This window comes from Alcanivorax sp. (assembly GCF_051117345.1).
Lineage (GTDB): Bacteria > Pseudomonadota > Gammaproteobacteria > Pseudomonadales > Alcanivoracaceae > Alcanivorax.
This window is the reverse complement of the sequence record NZ_JBNPEC010000010.1, coordinates 15,734-40,072: the sequence shown is the minus strand read 5'-3', so window position 1 is coordinate 40,072 and position 24,339 is coordinate 15,734. Positions and strand designations below refer to the sequence as shown.

General features: G+C 59.7%; 27 protein-coding genes. 18 read left to right on the top strand and 9 right to left on the bottom strand.

Annotated features, from left to right (window positions below; genetic code table 11):
• Window positions 1-161 precede the first annotated feature (161 nt).
• On the top strand, window positions 162-1,157 hold the full coding sequence (locus tag ACFE0K_RS01055) for a hypothetical protein (RefSeq protein WP_434534293.1): 996 nt from the start codon (window positions 162-164) through the stop codon (window positions 1,155-1,157).
• Window positions 1,158-1,230: 73 nt separating this feature from the next.
• Here ACFE0K_RS01055 and ACFE0K_RS01050 read toward each other — a convergent pair whose 3' ends face one another.
• Window positions 1,231-2,079, bottom strand: coding sequence for a metal-dependent hydrolase (locus ACFE0K_RS01050; protein WP_434534292.1), 849 nt, complete (start codon window positions 2,077-2,079; stop codon window positions 1,231-1,233).
• A gap of 130 nt (window positions 2,080-2,209) precedes the next feature.
• On the opposite strand from ACFE0K_RS01050, the gene ACFE0K_RS01045 reads away from it, so the two are divergent.
• Window positions 2,210-2,611 (top strand): hypothetical protein, encoded by a 402-nt coding sequence (locus ACFE0K_RS01045; protein ID WP_434534291.1) that lies wholly within the window; start codon window positions 2,210-2,212, stop codon window positions 2,609-2,611.
• Here the strand turns inward: ACFE0K_RS01045 and ACFE0K_RS01040 are convergent.
• Window positions 2,589-4,172, bottom strand: coding sequence for an MFS transporter (locus tag ACFE0K_RS01040; protein WP_434534290.1), 1,584 nt, complete (start codon window positions 4,170-4,172; stop codon window positions 2,589-2,591). The genes ACFE0K_RS01045 and ACFE0K_RS01040 overlap by 23 nt on opposite strands.
• 267 nt (window positions 4,173-4,439) lie before the next feature.
• The gene (locus ACFE0K_RS01035) at window positions 4,440-5,408 is read right to left on the bottom strand and encodes a lipase family alpha/beta hydrolase (RefSeq protein WP_434534289.1); all 969 of its coding nucleotides are present in this window, start codon (window positions 5,406-5,408) and stop codon (window positions 4,440-4,442) included.
• 274 nt (window positions 5,409-5,682) lie between these two features.
• Between ACFE0K_RS01035 and ACFE0K_RS01030 the strand changes: the two genes are divergently transcribed.
• The 4 genes from ACFE0K_RS01030 (at window position 5,683) to ACFE0K_RS01015 (ending at window position 8,866) form a co-directional block, all read left to right on the top strand.
• On the top strand, window positions 5,683-6,357 hold the full coding sequence (locus ACFE0K_RS01030) for a TetR/AcrR family transcriptional regulator (RefSeq protein ID WP_434534288.1): 675 nt from the start codon (window positions 5,683-5,685) through the stop codon (window positions 6,355-6,357).
• 60 nt (window positions 6,358-6,417) lie between these two features.
• Window positions 6,418-7,443, top strand: a complete 1,026-nt coding sequence (locus ACFE0K_RS01025) for a lipase secretion chaperone (RefSeq protein WP_434534287.1) — start codon at window positions 6,418-6,420, stop codon at window positions 7,441-7,443.
• 274 nt (window positions 7,444-7,717) lie between these two features.
• Window positions 7,718-8,320: an HAD family hydrolase gene (locus tag ACFE0K_RS01020; protein WP_434534286.1), complete on the top strand. Its 603-nt coding sequence runs from the start codon at window positions 7,718-7,720 to the stop codon at window positions 8,318-8,320.
• A gap of 72 nt (window positions 8,321-8,392) precedes the next feature.
• Window positions 8,393-8,866, top strand: a complete 474-nt coding sequence (locus tag ACFE0K_RS01015) for a hypothetical protein (protein ID WP_434534285.1) — start codon at window positions 8,393-8,395, stop codon at window positions 8,864-8,866.
• Between the two features lie 2 nt (window positions 8,867-8,868).
• Here the strand turns inward: ACFE0K_RS01015 and ACFE0K_RS01010 are convergent, their stop codons facing one another.
• Window positions 8,869-10,236, bottom strand: coding sequence for an alanine/glycine:cation symporter family protein (locus ACFE0K_RS01010; protein WP_434534284.1), 1,368 nt, complete (start codon window positions 10,234-10,236; stop codon window positions 8,869-8,871).
• 126 nt (window positions 10,237-10,362) lie between these two features.
• Here ACFE0K_RS01010 and ACFE0K_RS01005 point away from each other — a divergent pair, with 126 nt between their 5' ends.
• Complete coding sequence (locus ACFE0K_RS01005) at window positions 10,363-11,691, top strand: SLC13 family permease (protein WP_434534283.1); 1,329 nt, start codon at window positions 10,363-10,365, stop codon at window positions 11,689-11,691.
• Between the two features lie 39 nt (window positions 11,692-11,730).
• Window positions 11,731-12,729, top strand: a complete 999-nt coding sequence (locus ACFE0K_RS01000; protein WP_434534282.1) for a TraB/GumN family protein — start codon at window positions 11,731-11,733, stop codon at window positions 12,727-12,729.
• A 110-nt stretch (window positions 12,730-12,839) separates the two neighbouring features.
• On the opposite strand, the gene ACFE0K_RS00995 is transcribed toward ACFE0K_RS01000, so the two are convergent.
• Window positions 12,840-14,168 (bottom strand): dihydroorotase, encoded by a 1,329-nt coding sequence (locus ACFE0K_RS00995; RefSeq protein ID WP_434534281.1) that lies wholly within the window; start codon window positions 14,166-14,168, stop codon window positions 12,840-12,842.
• 43 nt (window positions 14,169-14,211) lie between these two features.
• The gene (locus tag ACFE0K_RS00990; protein ID WP_434534280.1) at window positions 14,212-14,454 is read right to left on the bottom strand and encodes a hypothetical protein; all 243 of its coding nucleotides are present in this window, start codon (window positions 14,452-14,454) and stop codon (window positions 14,212-14,214) included.
• 67 nt (window positions 14,455-14,521) lie between these two features.
• Here ACFE0K_RS00990 and ACFE0K_RS00985 point away from each other — a divergent pair, with 67 nt between their 5' ends.
• The 10 genes from ACFE0K_RS00985 (at window position 14,522) to ACFE0K_RS00940 (ending at window position 22,550) form a co-directional block, all read left to right on the top strand.
• Complete coding sequence (locus tag ACFE0K_RS00985) at window positions 14,522-14,947, top strand: TraR/DksA family transcriptional regulator (RefSeq protein WP_434534279.1); 426 nt, start codon at window positions 14,522-14,524, stop codon at window positions 14,945-14,947.
• Window positions 14,948-14,951: 4 nt separating this feature from the next.
• The gene (gene zigA, locus ACFE0K_RS00980) at window positions 14,952-16,175 is read left to right on the top strand and encodes a zinc metallochaperone GTPase ZigA (RefSeq protein ID WP_434534278.1); all 1,224 of its coding nucleotides are present in this window, start codon (window positions 14,952-14,954) and stop codon (window positions 16,173-16,175) included.
• On the top strand, window positions 16,172-16,801 hold the full coding sequence (locus tag ACFE0K_RS00975; protein ID WP_434534277.1) for a DUF1826 domain-containing protein: 630 nt from the start codon (window positions 16,172-16,174) through the stop codon (window positions 16,799-16,801). The genes zigA and ACFE0K_RS00975 overlap by 4 nt, the downstream gene beginning before the upstream one ends.
• A gap of 7 nt (window positions 16,802-16,808) precedes the next feature.
• Window positions 16,809-17,267 carry a transcriptional repressor gene (locus ACFE0K_RS00970; RefSeq protein ID WP_434534276.1) on the top strand — a complete coding sequence of 153 codons (459 nt, stop codon included), beginning with the start codon at window positions 16,809-16,811 and terminating at the stop codon, window positions 17,265-17,267.
• 84 nt (window positions 17,268-17,351) lie between these two features.
• A complete protein-coding gene (locus tag ACFE0K_RS00965) occupies window positions 17,352-17,762 on the top strand; it encodes a MerC domain-containing protein (protein WP_434534275.1) in 411 nt (136 codons plus the stop codon).
• Entirely contained in the window at window positions 17,740-18,267 is a 528-nt protein-coding gene (locus ACFE0K_RS00960) for a ZrgA family zinc uptake protein (RefSeq protein WP_434534274.1), read from the top strand. The genes ACFE0K_RS00965 and ACFE0K_RS00960 overlap by 23 nt, the downstream gene beginning before the upstream one ends.
• A 2-nt stretch (window positions 18,268-18,269) precedes the next feature.
• Complete coding sequence (locus tag ACFE0K_RS00955; RefSeq protein WP_434534273.1) at window positions 18,270-18,971, top strand: ABC transporter ATP-binding protein; 702 nt, start codon at window positions 18,270-18,272, stop codon at window positions 18,969-18,971.
• Window positions 18,961-20,199 carry an ABC transporter permease gene (locus tag ACFE0K_RS00950; protein WP_434534272.1) on the top strand — a complete coding sequence of 413 codons (1,239 nt, stop codon included), beginning with the start codon at window positions 18,961-18,963 and terminating at the stop codon, window positions 20,197-20,199. Before ACFE0K_RS00955 ends, ACFE0K_RS00950 begins: the two co-directional genes overlap by 11 nt.
• 1 nt (window position 20,200) lies before the next feature.
• On the top strand, window positions 20,201-20,734 hold the full coding sequence (locus tag ACFE0K_RS00945; RefSeq protein WP_434534271.1) for a DUF3299 domain-containing protein: 534 nt from the start codon (window positions 20,201-20,203) through the stop codon (window positions 20,732-20,734).
• 226 nt (window positions 20,735-20,960) lie between these two features.
• Window positions 20,961-22,550 (top strand): ABC-F family ATPase, encoded by a 1,590-nt coding sequence (locus ACFE0K_RS00940; RefSeq protein ID WP_434534270.1) that lies wholly within the window; start codon window positions 20,961-20,963, stop codon window positions 22,548-22,550.
• A 114-nt stretch (window positions 22,551-22,664) separates the two neighbouring features.
• Here ACFE0K_RS00940 and ACFE0K_RS00935 read toward each other — a convergent pair whose 3' ends face one another.
• The 3 genes from ACFE0K_RS00935 to ACFE0K_RS00925 form a co-directional block, all read right to left on the bottom strand.
• A complete protein-coding gene (locus ACFE0K_RS00935; RefSeq protein ID WP_434534269.1) occupies window positions 22,665-23,255 on the bottom strand; it encodes a GNAT family N-acetyltransferase in 591 nt (196 codons plus the stop codon).
• A gap of 91 nt (window positions 23,256-23,346) precedes the next feature.
• A complete protein-coding gene (locus tag ACFE0K_RS00930) occupies window positions 23,347-23,763 on the bottom strand; it encodes an MAPEG family protein (RefSeq protein ID WP_434534268.1) in 417 nt (138 codons plus the stop codon).
• A 72-nt stretch (window positions 23,764-23,835) separates the two neighbouring features.
• Window positions 23,836-24,324, bottom strand: a complete 489-nt coding sequence (locus tag ACFE0K_RS00925; RefSeq protein ID WP_434534267.1) for a YHS domain-containing (seleno)protein — start codon at window positions 24,322-24,324, stop codon at window positions 23,836-23,838.
• Between the last annotated feature and the right edge of the window lie 15 nt (window positions 24,325-24,339).

The following is a 24,339-nucleotide window of genomic DNA, read 5'->3' as shown; positions in this document are numbered from 1 at the left end:
CCAGGCGCGTTGGCTCTGCGGTGCCCGCCGGGATGCTGGATGACGGGACCGACGCCCAGGTACGGGCCAGACAGCACCTGGGCGACCTCCCCTGGGGGTGGAGGGCCGCGGCCTAGCGCCAGTTCACCCTGGCCCTGGCCGGCAAGCCCCAGGTGGGTGCCATGAACCGCCTGCGCGAACGCCTGCAGATGGCCGAGAACGACTACCGACGCAGTGCCAGCTACCACAGCGGTCGCTGGTTGCTGGCGGCGGCCTATCAGCAGATGGGGCTTAGCGATGTGGCGGCAGAGCTGACCGCCCTGAAGGCGGAGAATCTGGAGTATGACGGCGCCAGCTATACCTATGGCTCTTCCCTGCGCGATCAGGCCATCCGTCTGACTGTAGCCCAGGCACAAAACCGGGAGCAGGAAGCCTGGTCGCTGGCCCGTGACATCGCCGACCAGCTGTCCGGTCAGAGTTGGTACAGCACCCAGACCACCGCCTGGTCACTGATGGCCATGGCCCGCTATGCGGGGAGTCAGGGCGGCGATCACGGTTATCGTTTCGCCTGGCAGGACGGCAAACAGGGCTGGCAGGATATCGCTGCCACCTCGCCGGTAACCCGCCAGCCGCTCAACGCCAGCGGCAGGGAAGGGGATGACAAACAGTCGCTGAGCGTGCGCAACGACAGCGACCGCAAGCTGTTCGTTACGCTCAGCCAGACCGGCACCCCGTTACCGGGTAACGAAGCGCCGGTGAGTGAAGGCCTGAGTCTGGCGGTGCGGTTCCTTGCCGGTGACAAGCCGATCAACCCGGCCAGCCTGGAACAGGGTCAGGACTTCAGCGCAGAAGTCACGGTGACCAACACCGGCTCGCGGACCCTGGACGATGTGGCCCTCACCCAGATCCTGCCCTCCGGCTGGCAGCTCACCAGCAGCCGCCTGGATGGCAGTGCGGACAATAACGAGAAGGTCACTTATCAGGATCTGCGCGACGACCGGGTAATGCATTACTTCGACCTGAAACCCGGCAGCAACAATGCCTTGACCTTGAGCGTGGACCTGAACGCCTCCTTCGCCGGCCGCTTCTACCTGCCGGCCTGGACCGTGGAAGCCATGTATGACGCCCGCCGCCACGCCCGCAGCAAAGGCCAGTGGGTGGAGGTGAAACGGGAATAAACACGGCGACGTAGCGAATGAAAAAAGCCCCGGGGTTTCCGGGGCTTTTTTGTGGATGCCGTATGGCGTTGTTTCAGGCGGCTTCGTTTTTCTGGTAGCCGTCCGCGTCACCGATCAGGTTATCCATTTCCGCCAGGAACTCCCGGTTGTCGTGGTCCCAGGGGTGGAATTTGGGCTTGAACCAGTCCAGCCAGGGAATGACTACCCGGCGCAGGCCGCCCGGTTTCAGCCACTGGAACTTGAACGACAGCCACCAGCCTTTCAGGTTGAACAGCTGGCCCACCTTCCAGGTGTTGATCAGGTAGAAGGGATAGAACAGCGAGAAGAAAATAGTGGTGGCCAGGATCAGGCCCACACTGCGCAGGGCCCAGCCCTTGATGCCATTGCCGAAGACCGTCTCGTAAACGTCGAATGCCACCGCCTTGTGCTCAGTTTCTTCCAGAGCATGCCAGTGCCACAGGCGCTGGTAGGACTCATCAGAGTCATCGATCAGGTCCGGTTCACGCAGCAGGATATCCGCGAGAATGGCGGTCAGGTGTTCCAGCGCCACGGTGGCAGAAAGCTGCAGGGCGTTGGGCGTGTACCTGGAAATGAAATCCAGCAGTTTGGAGACAATAGCTTCCTGGGTATCGACCGGCAGGCCGGCCTCTACCATCTTCTGGTTGTAGTCTTCATGCTCGCGCCCGTGCATGGCTTCCTGGCCGATAAAGGCCCGCACCGCTTCCTGTAGCTCCGGGTCTTCGATGCGGTCGCGATACTTGCGCACGCTATTGATGAAGAAGCGCTCGCCTTCGGGGAAAAACAGCGACAGGGTGTTGAAGAACTGGGTTACCGTGGGGCCCCAACTGTGCCAGTTGAGTACCTTGTCATCCGGAACGTGAAACTTGAGATTCCGGCGAATGGGCATGATATGCATTTTCATTGTTATATCACCTTCTCTTCAGTGGTCCTGCCCTTCACTTAACGCCTGTTGGATGAAAATTACAATTCCACTGTGACAGTGGGGAACGGAATTGAAACAATGAGTTTTGGGTAGCTGATAGAGGTCGGCAATGACGGGTAAATGGCGCCTGCTGATAAGCGCAATGGTGTGTGTGGTGGCGATTGCCAGTGCCTTCCACTTTCTGGTGATGGAGCGCTATGGCGTACCGGATAGTGGTATCCGGGTGGTGGAGCAGGACAATGAAGATGGCGGTCGCGACTGGGTGATTCGTCTCTACCAGAGTGATAGTCGTCACCATTGGCAAGCCAGTGGGGATGGTTATGCCGTGGCAATTGACCGCCAGGGCAAGGATAGCTTTTCTCTCGACATCGCCTATGGCGGCAGTGGTGACGGGCGCCACAGAATCCGCCAGCAGGTGCGCCTGCACGAAGGCGCCACGTTGGTGGCGGCCTTCGGCGCGGGCCCGACAGAAGCCGGCGACACCCGGGTTATTGTTGATCGAGTGAAGTAGGCGGCGTCGGCTCGGCGTTCGCGGCATCGTCCGGTGTGGGCTTGCGCAGCATCACGGCTACCAGCACGGCGGTAATCGCCAGAATCCCTGCACCAATGGCGGAGTTGGTATGGAGTGCCAGGCTGAACCCCTCTCGGGCGGCGGCCATCACCGGTGCAGCCAGTTCCGGGCCCAATTGGGCGGCGGCGCCGATGGCGCCGCCCAGGGTATCCCCGGCAGCCAGGGACAGCTCGTCAGGCAATCCCGCCGGGAGTTGCTCCAGCATATGTTGCCGGTACACGGCCGCGCCAATACTGCCGATCACTGCAATTCCCAGCGCCATGCCCAGTTCGGTAGCGGTTTCCGAGGTGGCCGATGCCGCGCCGGCCTTGCGGGCCGGTGCGGCGCTCACCACCATGTCGGTACCCAGGATCATCATCGGCATGACGCCCACGCCCATCACTGTCATCCCCAGGATCAGCAAGGGAATCTGGGCCGGGCTGTGCACCAGCAGCAGGATCAGCAGACCGATTGCCGCCATCACCAGCCCGGCGCTGACCAGTTGCCAGTGGGGCAGGTGACGGGTCAGCCGGGGAACCAGCAAAGAGGCTACGGTTTGCACCAGGGCAGGTGGCAGCATTACCAGTCCGGCCTCCAGCGGCGACAGGTCGAGAACCCCTTGCAGGTACTGGAACACCATCAGCCAGGCACCGGACAGGGCCAGGATGGTCAGCAACATGGCCGCCACCGAGGTGCTGAAGGTGCGGATGGCAAACAGCGACAGATCAAACATGGGCTCGGCCAGCCGCCGCTGGCGACGGACAAACAGGAACCCAATGGCGAGGCCCAGAGCGATGGACAGCAGCGGTATCAGTGATACCCCGTTGCGCGCCATGTCCTTCAGACCGTAAATCACCGCCAGTACCATGGCGACGGACAGCAGGGCGCTGGTCCAGTCCTGGGCGCCGGCGTCCTCATCACGAAATTCCGGCAATAGCAGCGGACCGCACACTAACAGCAACAGCATTACCGGCACCCCCAACAGGAACACCGAGCCCCACCAGAAAAATTCCAGCAGCGCACCGCCCACCAGCGGGCCAATGGCGCTACCGACGATAAAGCCGGTCATCCACACGGTAATCGCCACGGTGCGCTCCTGCTCCACCTGGAACATGTTACGCAGCAGCGACAGGGTAGAAGGCATCAGCGTGGCTCCGGCAATGCCGAGTAGCGCGCGGGTGGCAATCAGCATTTCCGCACTGGTGGCAAAGGCCGCCATGGCTGAAGCAATGCCGAAGGCAGTGGCCCCGGTAAGTAACAGACGCCGCCGACCAATGCGATCACCCAGAGTACCCATGGTCACCAGAAAGCCGGCGATCATGAAGCCATAGATATCCAGGATCCACAGCAGCTCGGCACTGGTGGGTTTCAGGTCGGCACTGAGATGGGGGGCCGCCAGATGCAGCACGGTCATATCCAGGGCCAGCAACACGGTGGGCAGCATCAGCACCGTCAGTCCCAGCCACTCGCGACGGGTGGCGGGTTGGGGGGTGGGCATGGTGTCTTCCTCGCAACAGGGCATATTACGTCGTCGTTCCCGGTGCATCTCTTTCGACACAGCAGCGGGACTTAATGAACCCTAAAGTCTCAACCTGACTTGAGGTCAAGCTGGCTGCGAAAAAAAAGCAGCCGACCAGTATCGTTGTCGGCCTTCGGTAACACCAGTGTCGATTGCATGACAGTGAGACGTCTGCCCGGAAAATGACTGCGAGGGCGCAGGGAAAAGAAAGGGCGCCCTTAGGCGCCCTCAAAAAAACACTCTCCCGTTATTTTTCTTGTTTTGCCAGATTCAGAGTCCGCGATTTTTCAGCCGGTTGGCATGCTGGCGGAATACCGCAGTAGGATTAGTTTCGAAGGGGCTGACCAGGCCAGCGATCTGGTTCACTTCATCCAGATGATTCATGCGGTAGTCATCGCGGATCACCAGCCCCAGGTGGCTGGAGCAGCTGGATACCAGGCCGTCGTTCTTCTCGCCAAGGTAAAGCAGGGCGAGCAGGCCCATACCGGCATCACTGATATCCAGCACATTGGTTAATGGTTTGGCGCCGGACCAGGAGTAGTAGCGCACGCCGTTATCAGCTATTTCCGGGGCATGCCCGCAGGCGTCGTCGGGGAGGCCTTCTGGATAGTGGCTGTTGAACGCCGTGCTGCCGGCGGTGGACAGGGAATAGAGGGCAGCCAGGGAGTCCTGCTCATAGCCACCGCCGGAAATCAGATCCAGAAATCCGGTTGCCGCGTTGACGATGCTGCCCAGGACATCCCCAGCCAGCGGCAGGGCCTCCTGTACGCCCAGCAACACATCCGCCATGCGGGCGCCGGTATGCGGGCCAGCCACGGCGGTGGCTGATGCCACATAGTCCGGGTATACCGAGGCCACATAGCGAACGGTGGGGCCGCCATGGCTGTGGCCGAGCAGGTTAACCTTTTCTGCACCGGTGGCAGCGAGGATGGCTTCCACTTGGCGAGCCAGCTGTTCGCCGCGCACTTCGGTACTGTTGGCGGCGGCCACCTGGGTCACATACACCTCGGCACCGCTACGGCGCAGTTCCTCGGGAATCCGGTACCAGTAGTTATAGCCGGCAATGTCATCGAAGCCGAACAGCCCGTGGCTGAGCACGATGGGATAACGGGTTTCGGTGTAGGTATCCTTGAACAGCCAGTCGAACCATCCGGCATGCGCCGGCACGCTGAGGGCTGACAGTAGCAGGCAAAGGGGTAGACTTAGCGCCCGTAGCGGCGCTCTTCGGAATGAAATCATTGGCATCACCTTGTTGTTTATTGTTATCGGCGCTACTGCCGGGTCTTCGCCGAGCGCTCCTTGATCAGGAGTGGGTCCACTTTAAAGGATGTTTGGTCATTAATTAACAGTAGTGTTAATATTTGTTTGTTATAAGCAAGCTGTCTTCTGCTGATAACTGTGCATGGCATTAATAATAAAGTATCAGGGTCAATGATTTCGGGTATTTTTCGGGTTGTGTCTGGCTCGTCTGGGAAATTGGGGTAAAGTAACATCAGTGTTAAGGATGGGAAGCATGCAGTCTGATTCAGGGCAAAGGCGGCGGCGAGGAAGGCCGGCCGGAAAAACCGGGGACACTCGCGAGCGGATTCTTGAGGCAGCCCGGGAGGTGTATGGGGAGCATGGCACCTATGGCACCACGGTGGCGCTGATTCTCAAGCAGGCGGATGTGTCACGCCCCACCTTTTATAAATATTTTTCCTCCGCCGTTGATGTGATTGACGAGATCATTCGCGACTGCAATGAGGACGTGGAACGCTTGTTCGTCAAGGTTTTCGAACAGCCACAAAAAGAATTCTATGACTATTTGCCCATGGCCCTGAGCGGTTACCTGAACTGGGGACGCTCCAAGGGACTGCTGATGGAGGCGCGGTTTCGCGAGCTGTATGACCGCTCATCACCGGTGTCGCGATATCGCGATGAACATAACCGGCGCATCGTTGCCATCTTGCATGACAGCATGGTGAAGCACGGCCGAACGCCGCCGGGTGATCTGGCGCTGACGACTCTGGTGCAGGGCATCGAGCATCTTGGCTATCAGTTTTGCATGCAGGCCGAACACACCGAGATGCCCCACTATATTCAGGTCATGGGGCGTTTGTGCATTGCCATGCTGGGTAACCGGCACGATTGGCAAGAGATGATGGCGTCACCCTTTTTCAGCCGGCTGCTGGGCCTGGAGGAAAGTTAACAGGGCGACAGAATCGGGGCGGACGGCACAATTAAAAGAACAACAAAAAAGGGAGTAACCATGGAAAAACGCTATCTTGTGGGTGTTCTGTTGCTTTTATCGATGGCGGCAGTGCTGATCTGGGGTGTGCCGGGCGCATCCGATCGGAACAGCCAGCCGCATTCGGCTGCCGATGCTGACCACACTGGCCTGGAGCAACCCGCCGAACCAGGCCTGACCGGTTCGACCCGCTACGACCACTACCGGCAGCGTGCGCAGGCTCTGGGGCCTGCTCCGGCTTCCCTGGTTGGTACCCAGGTAGATGGCAATTTGCAGGTCACTGCCGATGGCGATCTGCTGATCAATCCTGCCATTCGCCAGGTGTTTGATTATTTTCTCACGGCGCTGGGGCAAGAGTCGCTGGACGATATTCGGGCACGCCTGGCGGGACACCTGGCAGACCAGTTGCCACCAAAAGCCGCGCAGCAGGCCTGGAAGCTCTATGAACAATACATGGGGTTGCGGGAAGCCATGGAGCAATTGCCGGAGCACGACGGCAGTGTGGCGGCCATGCGCGCGGCCATACGCCAGCGTCATGATATGCAGCAGGCCTGTCTGGGCCCGGAAGTCGCTGATGCTTTTTATGGCCTGGATATGACCTACGATCGATACATGATCGAACGACAGGCACTGCTTGAGGATGAAGGGCTGGCGGCGGAGCAACGCGACAGGCAACTGACCAACCTTGAACAGAACCTGCCGCAGGGCATGCAGAAGATGCTTAACGACACCCGCGCACCGGTATGGTTGGAGCAACGCACCCAGGCGTTACGAGAGCAGGGTGCCAGCGCCGCGGAAATTCGGGCATTACGGGAGCAGACTTTCGGGGCTCAGGCCGTAGAGCGTTTTGAGGCACTGGAACAACAACGACAGGACTGGGAGGAGCGCTATGGGGAGTACCGGAAGCAACGCCAGCAACTGATCAACAGCGGTCTGTCGCACACCGACCAGCAGGTGGCTCTGGCACGGTTACAGCAGCAGTTATTTGAAGACAAGGAATTGGCCCGGGTACAGGCGCTGGATCGAATCAACACCCAGACACGCTGAAGAGGTTACCTGAAGCCGCTTGCCTGCAAGCAGACTCCACATGCTGTTTGATGGCTGGGCTTTTCATCAAAAATGGTAACGCAGACCGGCGCCGATATAGACGCCGCCAGCGCTGGCGAGGGAAGACAGTGACAACAGGGCCAATCCGCTGGGTGCTTTTCCAGAGCGTGTCATCAGCATCACTCCCTGATAACGAGAGAGTCAGTATCTCCCAGTTTGATCGTGTGAGTAGCAAGCTTGTTGCTGCTTTCACGTTGGCTCGGGGTACACTGCGATGATGAAAAGACCTGACCCTAATGCCCTTTCCTCGATTCAGGGAGTGATCTTCGATCTGGATGGTACCCTGGTGGATTCTCGCCTGGACTTCACTGCCATCCGCAGTGAGTTGACCTGCCCGGAGGGAGTCGGCGTGCTTGAGTTTATTCAGTCACTACCTGATCATCAACGGCGCGCTGCCGAGCAGATTGTTCTCGACCATGAGCGTCGCGGCGCCGAACGGGCAGAATGGATGCCTGGTGCCCGTGAATGTCTGCAGTCCTGTGAACGCCGTAACCTGCCCACCGCGATTCTCACCCGCAATGCCCGGGAAGTGGCAGACCTGACCCTGTCCCGTCTGGGTATCCGGGTGGACATGTTACTGGCGCGGGAGGATTGTCCGCCAAAGCCGGCGCCCGATGGCTTGTTGCATATCGCTAACGCCTGGGGCTTGCCGCCAGCAAATCTGGTTTACGTGGGGGATTATATCTATGACCTGCAGGCCGCCCGGCGAGCCGAGATGATCAGCTGTTATTACGACCCGCAAAACTCCCACCGTTTCACCGAGCAAGCGGACTGGCGTGTTGAACATCTGGCGCAGCTTGTTTTCCCGTCTTCCTGATCTCTGTGCTAGGCTTTGCCCGCTGTTCAGGGAAGATAGATCATTGATCAGGGGGTAAAAACAGTGAAGGCAATGTGTCTTGTGTTGTTGGTGTTGGCGGCCGCTGGCTGTGCCAACAAAGGCGGCTATGTCCAGTTTCATGATGGCGAGCCACTTCACCCGTCGGAAAAAGCCATTGTGCAGGGCTACTACGGTTACCGGAACGGTTCACTGGCCAACGAGATGATCAGGATCGTTGCGATCGATGGCGAGAAAGTGCCAAAGCAGTGGTTCGTGGCTGAAGGGGCCAACAAGGTGTCGTTGTTGCCCGGTTATTATGATTTGAAGATCTTGTATGTTCACGGCGTGAATATCATTGATTACTACTCCTATATCACCATTCCTGTCTCATTGCGTGAGAACTGTACCTACCAGATCTTAACGTCATGGTCTTCCCAGGACCGGGCCGTGCTATATGACCTGATGGGCAAGCCCAGCGTACCCGGTGGCAATACCGACTGCGGCATGCCGGTGCTTGATGAAGAGGATGAGGCGCTGTCTATCTGAGGTCAGCGTTGATTTCCCAGATATTGCCGCGCTGCCTGATTGACCTTGGGGGCGAGCAGTAGGGCAGAGGTCATGGTCGGAATCGCCATCAGGGCGTACATGGAGTCAACCAGGCTCACCACCAGTTTCAGTGATGCCACTGCGCCCAGCACTACCAACACCAGATACCACCAGATGTAATAGTGTTGATACTTCGCGCCTATCAGAAAACCCAGGCACTTGCTGCCGTAGTACCAGAAAGTGAAGACGGTACTCAGGCTGAGCAGTGAAACCAGTACAGCCAGAATCACAGCCCCACCTTGCGGGAATAAATCGCCGAAGGCGTTGGCCGTAAGGGTGACGCCGTTACTTTCGCCGCTTTGCCAGACGCCGCTGATCAGAATCACCAGAGCCGTGCAGGTGCACACGATCAGCGTATCGATCACCGGCCCCAGCATCGCCACCATGCCTTCTCGCACGGGCTCCTTGGTCTGAGCGGCGCCATGGGCCATGGCTTCGGTACCGATGCCGGCTTCGTTGGAAAACGCCGCTCGGCGGATTCCGGTGATTATCACTGCCCCCACCACACCGCCGGCTACAGCATTGCCGCTGAAGGCATCCTCGAAAATCATCGCAAAGGCGGCGGGGATCTCGCTGGCATGGCTTGTCAGCACCACGGCGGTAAGCAGCAGATACCCCACCACCATAGTCGGTACCAGCATGCCGGTGACCCTGCCCAGCCGGGGCAATTTACCCAGGGCCACTGCCATTACCAGCAGCGCCAGCACCAGGCCCAGCATCAGGTCGAACGTGAAATGGGCATCGGCGCTGGCCAGCCCGGCAGGGATGGCCAGGGTGTCGCGCAGCACCTGCACCAGTTGATTGATCTGGAAGATCGGCATGGTGCCCAGCAATCCGGCCACGGCAAAGAAATAGGCCAGCGGCAGCCATTTATTGCCCAGGCCTTCGCGCACCACATACATGGGGCCACCTTGCCACTCACCTTCACTGTCCTGGCCGCGAAACATCACCGCCAGGGTGCAGGTATAGAATTTGGTGGCGATACCGACCAGGGCGCTGATCCACATCCAGAAAATGGCCCCGGGGCCGCCCATGGCGATGGCAATGGCCACCCCGGACACATTGCCCATGCCCAGGGTGCCGGACAGGGCGGTGCTAAGGGCCTGGAAATGGGAAAGCTGGCCGGGATCATCGCGATCGGGTTTACGCCAAAGCAGGCGCAGGCTTTGCGGCAGATAGCGGTAGGGCAGCAGGCGGGAATAGAGCAGGAAGAACAGACCGCCGCCCACCAGCAGGACCACCAGCGGAGGCCCCCAGAGAAAACCGACAATCTGGCCCATGGCCGTTTCGAGTTGTTTAATCGTATCCATGGGTCTTAACCCTAGCATGTCAGGTGTGTGGGGTCAGGGGGGAGCAGAGGTCGACAGAATCCGGACCTGGTTATTGCGACAGGCAGTCCGTAAGCTCGAATTGAACCTGACAACAGAATAACAACCATGCGATTCCTGCTGATTACCATGGCCGTTGTGGCCGCCGTAACGTCATACCATCTGCCTGCTGATCCCAACACCGGATTCGGGCTGGCCCTGTTTGTGCTTGTCGGTCTGCTTTGGCTCAGCGAAGCCATTCCGCTCACGTTTACCGCGCTGCTGGTGCCGGTGCTTGGCGTCGGCTTGGGACTGGCGGATCTGGAGACCGCGCTCGCCGGCTTTGCCCATCCCGTCGTGGCCCTGTTTCTTGGAGGCTTTGCCCTGGCGGCGGCGCTGGGGGAGCACGGTATCGACCGCTGGCTGGCGCAGCGGCTGCTGACCCTGGCCGGTGGCAGAGCGTTGCCGGCGGCGTTACTGCTTGCCGTCACCACAGCACTGCTGTCCATGTGGATCAGCAACACGGCGACCACCGCCATGATGCTGCCGATTGCGTTGGGGCTGTCCGCCCCCCTGGCTGATAGTCATCCTCGTTACCGGGTATTTCTGCTGCTGGCCCTGGCCTGGTCTGCCAATATCGGCGGCATGGCCACCCTGGTTGGCAGTCCCCCCAATGCCATTGCGGCAGCGGCGTTGGGTTGGTCATTCAACGATTGGCTGGCCGTTGGTATCCCGGCGTTTCTGTTGCTGTTTCCGCTGGCCCTGCTGGTACTGTTTTATACCGCCCGGCCGGAAGCCAATCTGCCAAGAGTGGATGTAAAAACCGTCCTGCCTTTCCCGACCAGCCCCGGCGCGATAATGACGCTGGCGATTTTTCTGCTAACGGTGGGTCTGTGGGTTTTCGGTGCCCCCCTAGGCGACAATTTGGGTATCGAGACATCCTTTGATAGCTGGGTGGCCTGCATGGCCATTGTCTTGCTGGGGATCAGTCGGTGCGTGAGCTGGCAGCATATCGAAGACCATGCGAACTGGGGCGTACTGCTATTGTTTGGGGGTGGTATCACGCTGTCCATGCTGCTGCAGAGTTCCGGTACCAGAGCTTGGCTGGCCGAGGGTATCAGTCAGGCGCTACCGGCAGGGAAAACCTGGCTGGTCTATCTGATCATCGTGACCTTCGTGATCTTTCTCACCGAGCTGGCCAGCAATACTGCCAGTGCTGCCTTGCTGATACCGCTGCTGATGCCGGTGGCCTCCTCAGTGGGCGCCGACCCGGTCACGGTTGCTCTGCTGGTGGCCTTTGCCGCCAGCTGTGCGTTCATGCTGCCGGTGGCCACACCGCCCAATGCCATGGTCTACGGCAGCGGTCATGTGCCGCAGAGAACCATGATCCGCGCAGGTATCGTACTCAATCTGATCGCCGCCGGTGTGCTCGGCGGGTTGCTACCCTTGCTGCAATAACGGGTCTGCCGGCTCAGTGGCGCCACTTTTTCCGGAGTCATGTTCGCAGCCGAACCGTTGATCAACCACGCCAGTAACCTGAACGGAATCCATCTTTCTTTTTCACCGCAAGCTGACACACTGGAAAAACAACGGGGGATTGTCATGGGGTTATCGATTATTCGACGGTTTGCGGTGCTGGTGGTCTTGCTGTCTTTGGGGGCCTGGCTTCAGGCTGATCCGGTCTGGGAAGTCAGCAAGGATGGTAAACGCATCCGGCTGGGGGCCACCGTGCATTTTCTGCGTCCGGCGGATCTGCCGCCGCCAGTCGCCATGCAGCAAGCCTATGAACAGGCGCAGCAGGTGTATCTGGAATCCAACCTGGCCGACTCTGCCACGCCGGCCTTTTCCCGGCGATTGACGCAGATGATGATGCAGCCAGCTGGCCGTACCCTCAAAGAGGATCTGTCCGATCCGGTCTGGCGGCAATTGCAGGACTATGCTGCCCAGGCCAACTTCCCGCTGGTCACCTATCAGGGATTCAAGCCGGCCATGGTCTCCATGGCCATGACTGTTCATGAGCTGGGTCGCCAGGGTTTTGGCCGGGGCGTGGACGAATTTTATTTCACCCGGGCCAATCAGCAGGGCAAGACGCTGGGTTTCCTGGAATCCAGCGATACCCTGTTGTCGTTCATGGCACAACTCAATGAAGAGAGTAGTGATGCCCTGATCGAGTCTTCCCTGGAGGGTATTGAACACATGGATGGCATGATGGAGGAGGCCGTTAACACCTGGCGCAAAGGCGACATGGATGGCCTCTACGCCTTGCTGGGTGCCGATGAAATGCAGACCGAATACCCCGGGATCTACCGGAATCTGATTATTGAACGTAATCGCCAGTGGTATCCGAAAATTCAGCAGGCGATGGTGGAAGGTACGCCGAATCTGGTGCTGGTGGGCGCCTTGCACCTTGGTGGGCCGGACAGTCTGCGGGTGATGTTTGAGGAAGCGGGGTATCAGGTCAGGCAGTTGCAGCCCGGAATAGCACTGCCACGATAGCGTCCTGCGCCGGCGTCCTCGCACAGCGAGGACGCCAATGGCGAATTTTCCTGCCGGATCAGGATGGCAACGACAACAACACAAGCCCGCCGGGGCGTTATTGGCTGTTGTCAGGGCAGAAACTGCAAAGCCTGACCAGCGGGGCGACCTAGCACCTCTCCGTCGCGCATCACGATTCGGCCGTTGATCACCGTGGCCACCGGCCACCCTTGCAGCACCATACCGTCATAGGCGCTCCAACCGCATTTCGAGGCCAGTTTTCGGTCATCCATCGCCTGACGAGCCTGCATATCCACCAGGGTCAGATCCGCATCGTACCCCACCGCAATGCGCCCTTTGCCGACCATGCCGAAAAGCCGGGCGGGACCACTGCAAACCAGGTCCACCAGCCGGGTCAGGGACAGCCGCCTGGCATTAACGTGGTCCAGCATCAGTGGCAACAGGGTCTGGGTGCCGGTCATGCCACTGGGGGAATCAGGATAGGCCTTCTTTTTTTCTTCGCGGGTGTGAGGGGCGTGATCGCTGCCAACCACATCCACCACGCCCACTTCAATGGCTTTCCAGAGCGCGTCCTGGTGTCGTTTTTCCCGAATGGGAGGGTTCATTTGCGCCAGGGTTCCCATGCGCTCATAACACTCCGGCGCGCAAAGCGTCAGATGCTGGGGCAGCACCTCTACAGAGACGAGGGCTTTGTGATGTTGCAGGAACGCCATTTCCTCGGCAGTGGAAACATGCAGGACATGCAGAGGGCGAGAGACCTCCAGAGCCAGGGTGACAACCCGTTTGGTGGCAAGCAGGGCACTGTCCACATCTCGCCATACCGGGTGGGCAGTCACGTGACCAGCCTCTTCGGCCAGGTGGCGGCGTGAGCGAAGACGGGCTTCATCCTCGGCGTGTACGGCCACCCGGCGCCGACCGTTTTGCAGGATACGGCGCAGCACGGCGTCATCGTCTGCCAGCAGATCCCCGAAAGAACTGCCCATAAATACCTTCACGCCGGAGCAACCGGGCAATGTTTCCAGGGTAGCCAAATGTTCCGCATTGGCAGCGGATCCGCCCATATAAAACGCATAATTGCACCAGGCCTGCTGGGCCGCGATGCACTGTTTTGCTGCAATGTCTTCCGCGGAAAGCGTTAGTGGCTGGGTATTGGGCATTTCGAAGATACTGGTTACCCCGCCAAGGACGGCACCGCGTGTGCCTGCCTCCAGGGTTTCCTTGTGGGTCATCCCCGGCTCACGGAAATGCACCTGTGAATCCACCACGCCGGGTAACAGATGCAGGCCGGTGGCATCGAGGGTGTCTGCAGCGGGGAAGTGTTCGTCACCAATAGCCACAATGTGTCCATTGCGGCATGCCACTGAGGTGACCGTCGGGCCCGATGGCAGCATCACGGTGGCGCCCTGGATCAGCAGGTCAGCGGGCAGTTCGGTGTTCATGGTGGCTCCTTTTGGCAAAGGTCAGGATGACGCAAGCGAGGGATTAGCGGCGGGAACCGTTCTCATCAGTCAGGTCCCGCGTCTCCAGTGCCTGCAGAAACCAGGCGCGGGTCTGCTGCCGGTGGGAATCACCGTACAGCTCGATGAATTTGCGGGTCATGTGGTCATTGGGGTTATCCAGCGCGTCGAGGCGTTCGCGAACAAACGTTTCCGTTAGAGGCAATCCACAAATTTCGGTAATGCAGTGCCGCCATTCGGCGTAGCTGGCGGGAATCAGTAATGCCATAGGGGATTTCCGGTACAGTCATTGTGTCAGTCAATTGTTATGTTATAACATAACTTAAAAGGAGGCCATGATGCCGGACGTGCTCAGTGAAAAAGCCCTGGTGGCGATGCCAGAAAGGGACTATATGAATGCCGCCCAGCTGGCATTTTTTCGCGATCTGTTGCTGCGTCTTGCCAGGGAATGTGAGCAGGAGCTGGCCGCTGCCCGACAGGCGCTGCAGACGCCGCCCCAATCGGACCCGCTGGATGCCGCCGTGGACGAAGAGACATGCCGACACCAGCTGCGTTTTCTTGGCCGCCGCCAGGCTCTGCTGGAAAAAATCCGCTTGGCACTGCGTCGGCTTAATCATGGCGATTACGGCTACTGCGAGATCAGTGGAGAGCCCATCGGATTACGCCGGCTACTGGCCCGGCCCACCACGGAATATTGCGCCGAGGTAAAGGCCCGGCTGGAAGCCAACGAAAAACACTATGCCCATTCACGAAACGGATAATTCCATGACTACCCAGCCAGCTGCCCCCGTGCGTCAGCTACCCGTCACTGTACTGTCGGGCTTTCTCGGCGCCGGCAAAACCACCGTTCTTAACCATATTCTGAATAATCGTGCAGGGCTCCGTGTGGCCGTGATTGTCAACGACATGAGCGAGATCAACATCGACGCGGCCCTGGTCAGCAACGAGGTGTCCCTGAACCGCGCCGAAGAAAAATTGGTGGAAATGAGCAACGGCTGCATCTGCTGCACCCTGCGCGAAGATCTTCTTCTGGAAGTGACCCGGCTGTCCCGGGAAGGGCGCTTTGACTATCTGGTGATCGAGTCCACCGGCATTTCCGAGCCGCTACCGGTGGCGGAAACCTTTACCTTCGAAGACGAAAACGGCGATAGCCTGTCCACCGTGGCGCGGCTGGATACCATGGTCACTGTGGTGGATGCGGTGAATTTCCTGCGCGACTACCGCAGTGCCCGCACCCTGCAGGAAGAGGGTGAAAGCCTGGGCGAGGACGACCAACGTAATGTGGTGGACCTGCTGGTGGAGCAGGTGGAATTCTGCGATGTGTTGTTGATCAGCAAAACCGACCTGATCAGTGAGGCAGAGCTGGATACGCTCACCGCCACGCTGCGGTTGCTCAACCCTGAAGCCCGCATGATACCGATCAAGCATGGCATGGTGCCCCTGGATGCGGTGCTGGATACCGGCCTGTTTGATTTTGAAAAAGCCCAGCAGGCGCCGGGCTGGCTCAAGGAAATGCGCGGCGAACACTTGCCGGAAACCGAGGAATACGGCATCAGCAGCTTCAGCTATGAAGCCCGCCGCCCCTTCCACCCGCAACGGTTCTGGGATTTTCTGCAACAGCCCTGGCCCTACGGCACGCTGTTGCGCTCCAAGGGTTTTTTCTGGCTGGCCAGCCGCCCGCAATTTGCCGGCAACTGGAGCCAGGCCGGGGAGATCGCCCACCATGGCCCGGCAGGTTTGTTCTGGAAAACCGTACCGGACCACAACTGGCCCACGGACCCGGAATACCGCGCCATGATCATGGAGAAATGGCAGGAACCCTTCGGTGATATGCGCCAGGAGCTGGTTTTCATCGGCCACAATCTGCAACCGGAGGCGACCCGCAACGCCCTGGATGCCTGCCTGCTCACGGAAGAAGAGATGCTCGCCGGCAAGGAACTGTGGCAGCAGCTGGAAGATCCGTTCCCGCGGTGGGAGATGGCCGGATGATAGAAGCAAGGACATTGCCTGCGGCCTATGCGGCCCCGGGTTTGAGCATGCGTGATGATGCCGCCGTTCTGGCCGATGTGATGATGGACCCGGTGCAGGTGGCAGTCTGGGATCGGCGCAGCCCGATCGATCAGCAGCTTGTGCAGCAGGCATGCCGGAAGAGGCTGGCGGTAAAAAGCTGGCTGGATGTGGCCGATCTGCCTGTTTCCATCGAGCGCTCGCTGCCCGGTGAGGATTTTGCACCACTGCGTGAGGACCTGATGTTGCTGGCGGACATGATGGCCTGCCTGTTCGGCGTGAGTGGCGTGGGGGTGCGCGTCACTGCGTTGGAAAAGCCCATGTGCCCGCGTTTCCATGTGGATCGCATCCCCGTGCGCTTGCTGTGTACCTACGGTGGCCCGGGCAGCCAGTGGTTGCCGGCCCCGGCGGTGCCTGCCGGTCTGTTGGTGCCGGGGGTAGAGCAGGAGGGCCGCTATGCTGCCGACAGCGTGCAACAGCTAGAGGCCGGTCAGGTGGCCCTGTTCAAAGGCGACACCTGGCGGGATAATCCGGGCTTGGGCGTGGTCCACCGATCCCCGCCCGTGTCTCCCGGTCAGCAACGCCTGCTGGTCACACTGGATATATAGGACTGTCATGAGCCGCACCGACCGTATTCTCGCCAGCGCCGAACAGCATTGCCGCGAGCAGGGCGTGCGCATGACCCCCCAGCGGCGCCAGGTCATGGCGCTGCTGCTGGCCCAGTCGGGCCCGCAGAGTGCCTACCAGTTACTGGACCAGTTCAAGGCGAAATACCAGGGCAACGCCCAGCCGCCCACCATCTACCGGGCGCTGGATTTTCTGGTGCAACAGGGTTTGGCCCACCGGCTCACTTCCACCAACCAGTACCTGGCCTGCGATCACATCACCTGCCATCACGGTCACCGGGGCACCGTATTCCTGCTCTGTGACGACTGTGGTGCCGTGCAGGAAACCCCCATGGCGGGGGCGGCCATCAGCGAGTTGCAGCAGAGCATCAACAGCCTGGGATTTGTGACCCAGCAGAATCCTCTGCTGGAAGTGCATGGCCGCTGCGCCAGCTGTATTGCGCATTAATCCCCGCGGATTGCGGGGATGGTTGGCGCCTTGCCTGCAAGGTGCCAACGATTCAAAAACCCGTTGAAGATTTTGGAGACAACCATGTCCCGCTTACGTCTGGATCAGGCGGCGATCGCCCTGTCCGGTTTGTGTATGATCCATTGTGTCGCCAGCGTAGCTGGGCTGTTTGCCATCGGTTTACTGTCCCTGTTTGGCGGCATGGGGGAACTGTTTCATCAAGCGCTGCTGGTCATTATCGTGCCGGTCAGCGTACTGGCCATGGTGGTCGGCTATCGTCACCACCGACGGCGTTGGGTGTTGCTGCCCGGTCTGATGGCTCTGATCGGGTTGTGTCTGATTGCGGTGTTCGAATCGGCGTTCCATGGCACACTGTGGGAACCACTGCTCACCACTCTGGTCGGAATCTGTCTGGTTACTGCGCATATTGGCAATATTCGCGCCTGCAAGAAATGTGACTGCGAGGGGCATCATGAAGAGATTCGCACTGCGTGAAATGGTGGTTGGGCTGTCACTACTGGCCAGCCTTCCGGCGGTTGCTGCGGGAGTGCACCAACATGGCCTGGCGAAAGCGGCCGTGGTGCTGGAAGGCGAGAGTCTGACGGTCAGTTTCCGCGCACCACTGATGGATATTCTCGGCACTGAGCAGCCCCCCGCGGATGCCGCTGCCCAGGTCCGTTATGAGGACCGTCTGAAACAGGTGAGTGAACCGTTACTGCCCGAGTCGGCAGAGTGTCTGCTCAACCATGCCACTCGCAGCCGTGTTACGTCGCTGTTTCCGGACGTGGATTCTCACGACCACGACCACGACCACAGCCATCATGTGGATGTGGAAGCGGAGTGGACCTTCCAGTGTCGGTCCCCGGGTGAGCTGACCCGTATTATCTTGCCATTTCTGGACACCTTTTCCGGGCTGACCACGGAAGTGGTCCTGTTGTTGCCGCAAGGACAGGGGGCCATCCGTCTGGCGCCCGGTAACACCCGCATTCCCCTGGAGTAACTGTGGTCCTTGAACTGGATAACCTGCGTTATCAGCACCCGGGGCAAGCCCGGTCTTTCATTCATATCGATCGCTTTGTGCTGCGGGCCGGTGAGCGGGTGCTGCTTCATGGCCCCAGTGGTTGCGGGAAGAGCACCTTGTTGTCACTGATTACCGGCCTCAGGCCGGCTCAGCAGGGCGACATCCATGTGGCAGGTAAACGGTTTTCTTCCCTGTCCCAGCGGCGGCGGGACGCCTTCCGGGCGGACCATATCGGTGTCATCTTCCAGGCCTTCAACCTGCTGCCGTATCTGAACGCGGTGGATAACGTCTGCCTCAGTGCCGGTTTTTCCCGGCGGCGCTGTGAGCGAGAAGTGGCCAGCAACCCCAGGCAGCGCAGGGTCGCAGCACAAGATCTGCTTACCCGTCTGGGGTTGGATGCGGCCACGTCAGCGCTGCCTGCCTGGCAGCTGTCTTTCGGGCAGCAACAGCGGGTGGCGGCTGCCCGGGCCCTGTTCGGCAAACCGGATCTGATCATCGCCGACGAACCCACTTCGGCCCTGGATAGCCACAGCCGCGATACCCTGCTGGCATTGCTCTGCGAGCACTGTGAACATGCCGGCAGTGCCTTGCTCATGGTCAGCCACGACAACCAGGTGGCGGACCATTTTCACCGCAGCGTCGCGTTCTCGGCACTGAACGGAGGAGAGCACGATGCTGCCTAACATTGTTCTCGCTTCCCTGCGCACGCGCAAAACCTCTGCCACCTTGATCGTGGTAGCCATCGCCCTGAGCCTGGTGATGATCGTGGGCATTGAACGGCTGCGTCACCAGGTGCGCGCCAATTTTGCCAGCACCGTGTCCGGCATCGATCTGATCGTCAGCGCCCGGGGCGGCCCCATGAATATCCTGTTGTACAGCGTATTCCGGCTCAGTGACCCCACCGCCGGCATCCGCTGGGACACGGTGGAGCATCTGGCCGACCACTCGGACGTGAAGTGGTGGATTCCCATCGCCCTGGGGGATTCCCATCGTGGCTTTCCGGTGGTGGCCACCAACGACAGCTACCTGGCCCATTACCGCTATGGACGGGATCAGACGCTGTCTCTGGCTGACGGGCAATGGTTTGCCGGTGCGGATCAGGTGGTGCTCGGTAGTGCGGTGGCCCAGCGGCTGGGCTATCAGCTCGGTGACGATATGGTGCTGGCCCATGGTGCCAGTGGCCCGGCCATTATCGAGCACGACAACCACCCCTTTACCGTGGTGGGCGTGTTGGCGGCCACCGGCACCCCGGTGGACCAGAGTGTGCACATCTCCCTGGCCGGTATGGCCGCCATTCATAGCGGCGGCCAGTTTCGTTCCGGGCTACCGCCCCGGCCCGGTCAACGGGCCGACACTCCGGATTCGGTCAATGCAGTTATGCTGGGCCTGGAGCGGCGCACCGCCGTGCTCAGCCTGCAGCGGGAATTGTCCCGCTATAAGGCAGAACCGCTCAGCGCCATTATTCCCGGTGTCCAGCTGCAGCGGCTGTGGCGCATGACAGCGGTGGGGGAAAACGCCCTGCGTGCCACTTCCATGGCCGTGTTGCTGGTGGCGCTACTGGTGCTGGTGTCCACCATTCTGGCCGCCCTGGAAGGGCGCCGCCATGAACTGGCGGTGCTGCGCGCCGCCGGTGCCGGGCGGCTTGCCGTCTATGCCGTGATCGTCGGCGAGAGCCTGTACCTGACGGTGATTGGCAGCCTGTTGGGGCTGACGTTGCTGTTTGTGGCACAGTGGGCGCTGGCGCCGCTGGCCCTGGCGGAATGGTCCCTGCGTCTGCCGGACTCCTTCCTGTCCCTGCGCGAATTGCCGACCCTGGCGGCGATACTGCTGGCCGGTTCCCTGGCCGGCCTGATTCCGGCGGAAAAGGCCTTCCGCAACAGCCTGGCCGATGGCCTGACCCCGAGGAACTGATATGCGTAGTCTGATCATCCTTCTTTGTCTGTTGATCAGCTTGCCGGGCTGGGCGGCCCGCGAGCTGGAATGGGACGACCTGGTCCCCGCCGACTACGACGCCAATGTGGTGTACGAGCAACTGTTCAGCAAGATCTATGGCGATAAACCGCCGGAAGACGTGGACGATGGTGATGCCCGTGGCGAGCAGATGATGGATGCCATCGACAAAGCCTGGCGCGAAGCGCCCCTGAAGGCCGAACTGGATAACACCCTGGTGCGTCTGCCCGGCTATGGGGTGCCGCTGGATGGCGACGAGGAATACGTGCGCGAATTCCTGCTGGTGCCGTACTTCGGCGCCTGTATCCACACGCCACCGCCGCCCCGTAACCAGATCATCCTGGTGAAGATGAAAGGGCAGGGCGTGCCCCTGGATCTGGTGTTCGAGGCCCTGTGGCTGGAAGGCACCCTCAAGGTGTCCAGCCAGGACACCGAATACGGCACCGCCGGCTATGTGTTGGAAGGCGAATCCGCCGAGCTGTTCACCGGCTATTAGCACCGTTCTTCCGCCCTGATCTCCCCGTAGGGTGCACTGAGCCTAAGGCGAACTGCACCACCCGGCGCCTGATCGGTGCAGTTCGCCTTAGGCTCAGTGCACCCTACACCAGCTTCTGGCCCTGTCCTGATGCCGGCGGCTGTGCGACAATGCGCGCGCTTCGCGCACTCCGCCGCCGTTGACGCCTGTCAGCCGCGCTTTTCGCTTTTCCAACCGGTACAAAACATTGCTCACAACCGCCAACCTCACCATGCAGTTCGGTGCCAAGCCGCTGTTTGAAAACGTGTCCGTGAAATTCGGCAACGGCAACCGTTACGGCCTGATCGGCGCCAACGGCTGCGGCAAATCCACCCTGATGAAGATTCTCGGGGGCGACCTGGAGCCGTCCGCCGGCAATGTCTCCAAGGACCCGGACGAGCGCATCGGTAAATTGCGTCAGGATCAGTTCGCCTACGAGAAATATTCGGTGGTGGATACCGTGATCATGGGCAACGAAGAGTTGTGGAAGATCAAGGAAGAGCGTGACGGCATCTACGCCAAGGCGGAAATGAGCGAGGAAGACGGCATCCGCGCCGGCGAGCTGGAAGCGGAATTCGCCGAGCTGGACGGCTACACCGCCGAATCCCGCGCCGGGGAATTACTGCTGGGTCTGGATATCCCGGTGGAGCAGCACTTTGGCCCCATGAGCGAAATCGCTCCGGGCTGGAAACTGCGCGTGCTGCTGGCCCAGGCCCTGTTCGCTGACCCGGAAATCATGTTGCTGGACGAGCCCACCAACAACCTGGACATCAATACCATCCGCTGGCTGGAAGACGTGCTCAACCAGCGCCAGTGCACCATGGTCATCATTTCCCACGATCGCCACTTTCTAAACAGTGTCTGCACTCACATGGCAGACCTGGATTACGGCGAGGTGCGCCTCTACCCGGGCAATTATGATGAATACATGACCGCTGCTACCCAGGCCCGCGAGCGCCTGCATTCTGACAACGCCAAGAAGAAACAGCAGATCGCCGAGCTGAAAACCTTTGTCAGCCGCTTCAGCGCCAACGCATCCAAGTCCAAGCAGGCCACCAGCCGTGCCAAGCAGATCGACAAGATCAAGCTGGACGAGGTGAAGCCTTCGAGCCGCCAGAACCCCTACATCATTTTCGAGCAGGACAAGAAGTTGTTCCGCAACGCGCTGGAAGTGAAAGGGCTGGCCAAGACCTTTGACCAGGAACTGTTTTCCGGCCTGGACCTGCGTGTGGAAGTGGGCGAGCGCATTGCCATTATCGGCCCCAACGGGGTGGGGAAATCTACCCTGCTGCGTTGTCTGGTCGGCGACCTGGCGCCCACTGCCGGTGAGGTGAAATGGTCAGAAAACAGCGAACTGGGCTACTACGCCCAGGATCACGCCCATGACTTTGCCGACGACATGGACCTGTTCGCCTGGATGAACCAGTGGGGGCAGGAAAAGGATGATGAGCAGGCGATCCGGGGTACCCTGGGGCGGCTGCTGTTTTCCCAGAAAGACATCAGCAAATCCGTGAAGGTGATCTCCGGGGGAGAGCAAGGGCGCATGCTGTTTGGCAAGATCATGCTGCAACGGCCCAACATCCTGCTGCTCGATGAGCCCACCAACCACATGGACATGGAATCCATCGAGTCGCTGAACCTGGCGCTGGAGAATTATCCGGGCACCCTGCTGTTCGTCAGCCACGACCGGGAGTTCGTATCCTCCCTGGCCACCCGGATTATTGAAATCACTCCCACCGGTATCGTCGACTTCCACGGCAGCTATGACGATTACCTGAAAAGCCAGGGCGTGGGCTGAAAGGTATAAGTAGAGCGAGTAACGAGTTACGAGTAGCGAAAAGCACACACCGAAATGAGTGAGGCAAGATGCCTCTACCTTTGTAGGAGTTTGCCTTTCGCAACTCGTTCCTCGCTAGCAGTTTCCCCGCACCATCGCCCAATGCCGCACCTCCGTCCCCGGCATCAGCGCCTCATGCACCACCTCAAACCCGAAGCGCCGGTACAACGACACATTGTCCGGGTTATGGGTATCCAGATAGGCAGGCAGTCCTTCCCGATCCAGCCGCTCCAGCGTCGGCTGCAACAGCCTTGTGGCCAACCCCCGGCCCTGCTTCTGCGGATCAATCCCCAGCAATAACAGGTAGGCGTGAGGTTTTTGCATCAGCGCGTCATGCACCTTTTGCATGGCATCCCCGGCATCCAGCTGCCGTTTCACCGCCGCCGGTCCCTGGCGCAACATGGGCAGGGCACCAAAGCGCATCATATCCACCACACTACGATGCAATGCCCGGGATGGCAGCCACACGGCTGCCCCGTCCACGGTTCCCGGCGTGGTGCAGATTTCTCCCCGGTGGTGAGCATGGCGAGTCAGGAAGTGGAAGGTATGTTGTGACAGCGCCAGACGGCGCTGGTCATCCGGGAAGAAATAGGAAAACAGTGGATCCTGGTAAAACGCCCGGCTGAGGACCCGGGCGATGGCATTGATCTCTGGGGGGATTGGCATGGCTGGCTTTCGTTGCATTGTTTGATGCCAAGCATAACCGAACTTGTCGCTTCTGTCGGAACCCGGTCATTTCCCCAGCAAGAAAACGACCTCAAGCCGGTAGTGGCATGATGCGCAAGGTATGCACGGCGATCATCACGATCGCGAACCACGAAACCAGATAGGTGGAAGTCCTCAGATAGGGAATCGCAAGGGTGAACACAATGGCATGGGTTACCCGAGCATAGAAGAACACTTGTACCCAGAACGCCACCGTATCAGCCATGGAGGAGGGCATCAGTGCCAATGCCGGTATGATAACCGCCAGTAACGCCGGCAGGGTTTCCACCATATTCAGATGGACTCGCTGTGAGCGTTGTGCCCAGGCGGGAAGCTCGGGAGGGTTGTTGGGATAGCTGTGAAGAAACGCTGGCAGTCCCCAGGTAAACAAGCGGGCGATAATGTAGGGAACCCATAGGGAAATCGTGAGCAGGCCACTCAGGATGAGATAGAAATAAACGCCTTCCATAATGTTTGTCCTCTTTGCTGACTTGCTAAAGGTGTCATCGGTAAAGGGCGCCACATGGGCGCCCGATAACTGTTACAGCGATTCCGCTGCCTTGCTGCGAATCTTCGGCCACTGTTTGCCGGCCTTGGCAATGGTGCCGGCCTTGTCCTTCTGGTAGGCGTTGAAAATTTCTTCGTTCAGAAAGACATAAAGTTTTCCGTCGACCACATCTGCGTAGCGTGGGTCGCCATCAAACTTCTTGCCGACGGAAACCCCGAAGGTGCAGTAGCCACCATTTTGTGGCAGGTAGGCCTGCGGATTTTTCTTGAATGCTTTCAGGTTCTCCTTGGTCTGGAAGTAATAGGCCACGTTGTCATGGACTTCCGTGTACTGGGCGATGCCCGGCTGCCGGTTACCCAGATTCACGAAAGCGACCGGGTCGATGCCATGCAAACCCAGAGGCGCCCCAGCGGCGGTCAGTCCTGAGGTGGTGTTGTATTCGTCCTCAGCCATTGCCGGTTGCAGAGGCAGAGCGAACAGGGCGACCAGGATCAGCGGTGAAAAAGCGGTTTTCAGTTTCATGATAAGGCTCCTTTG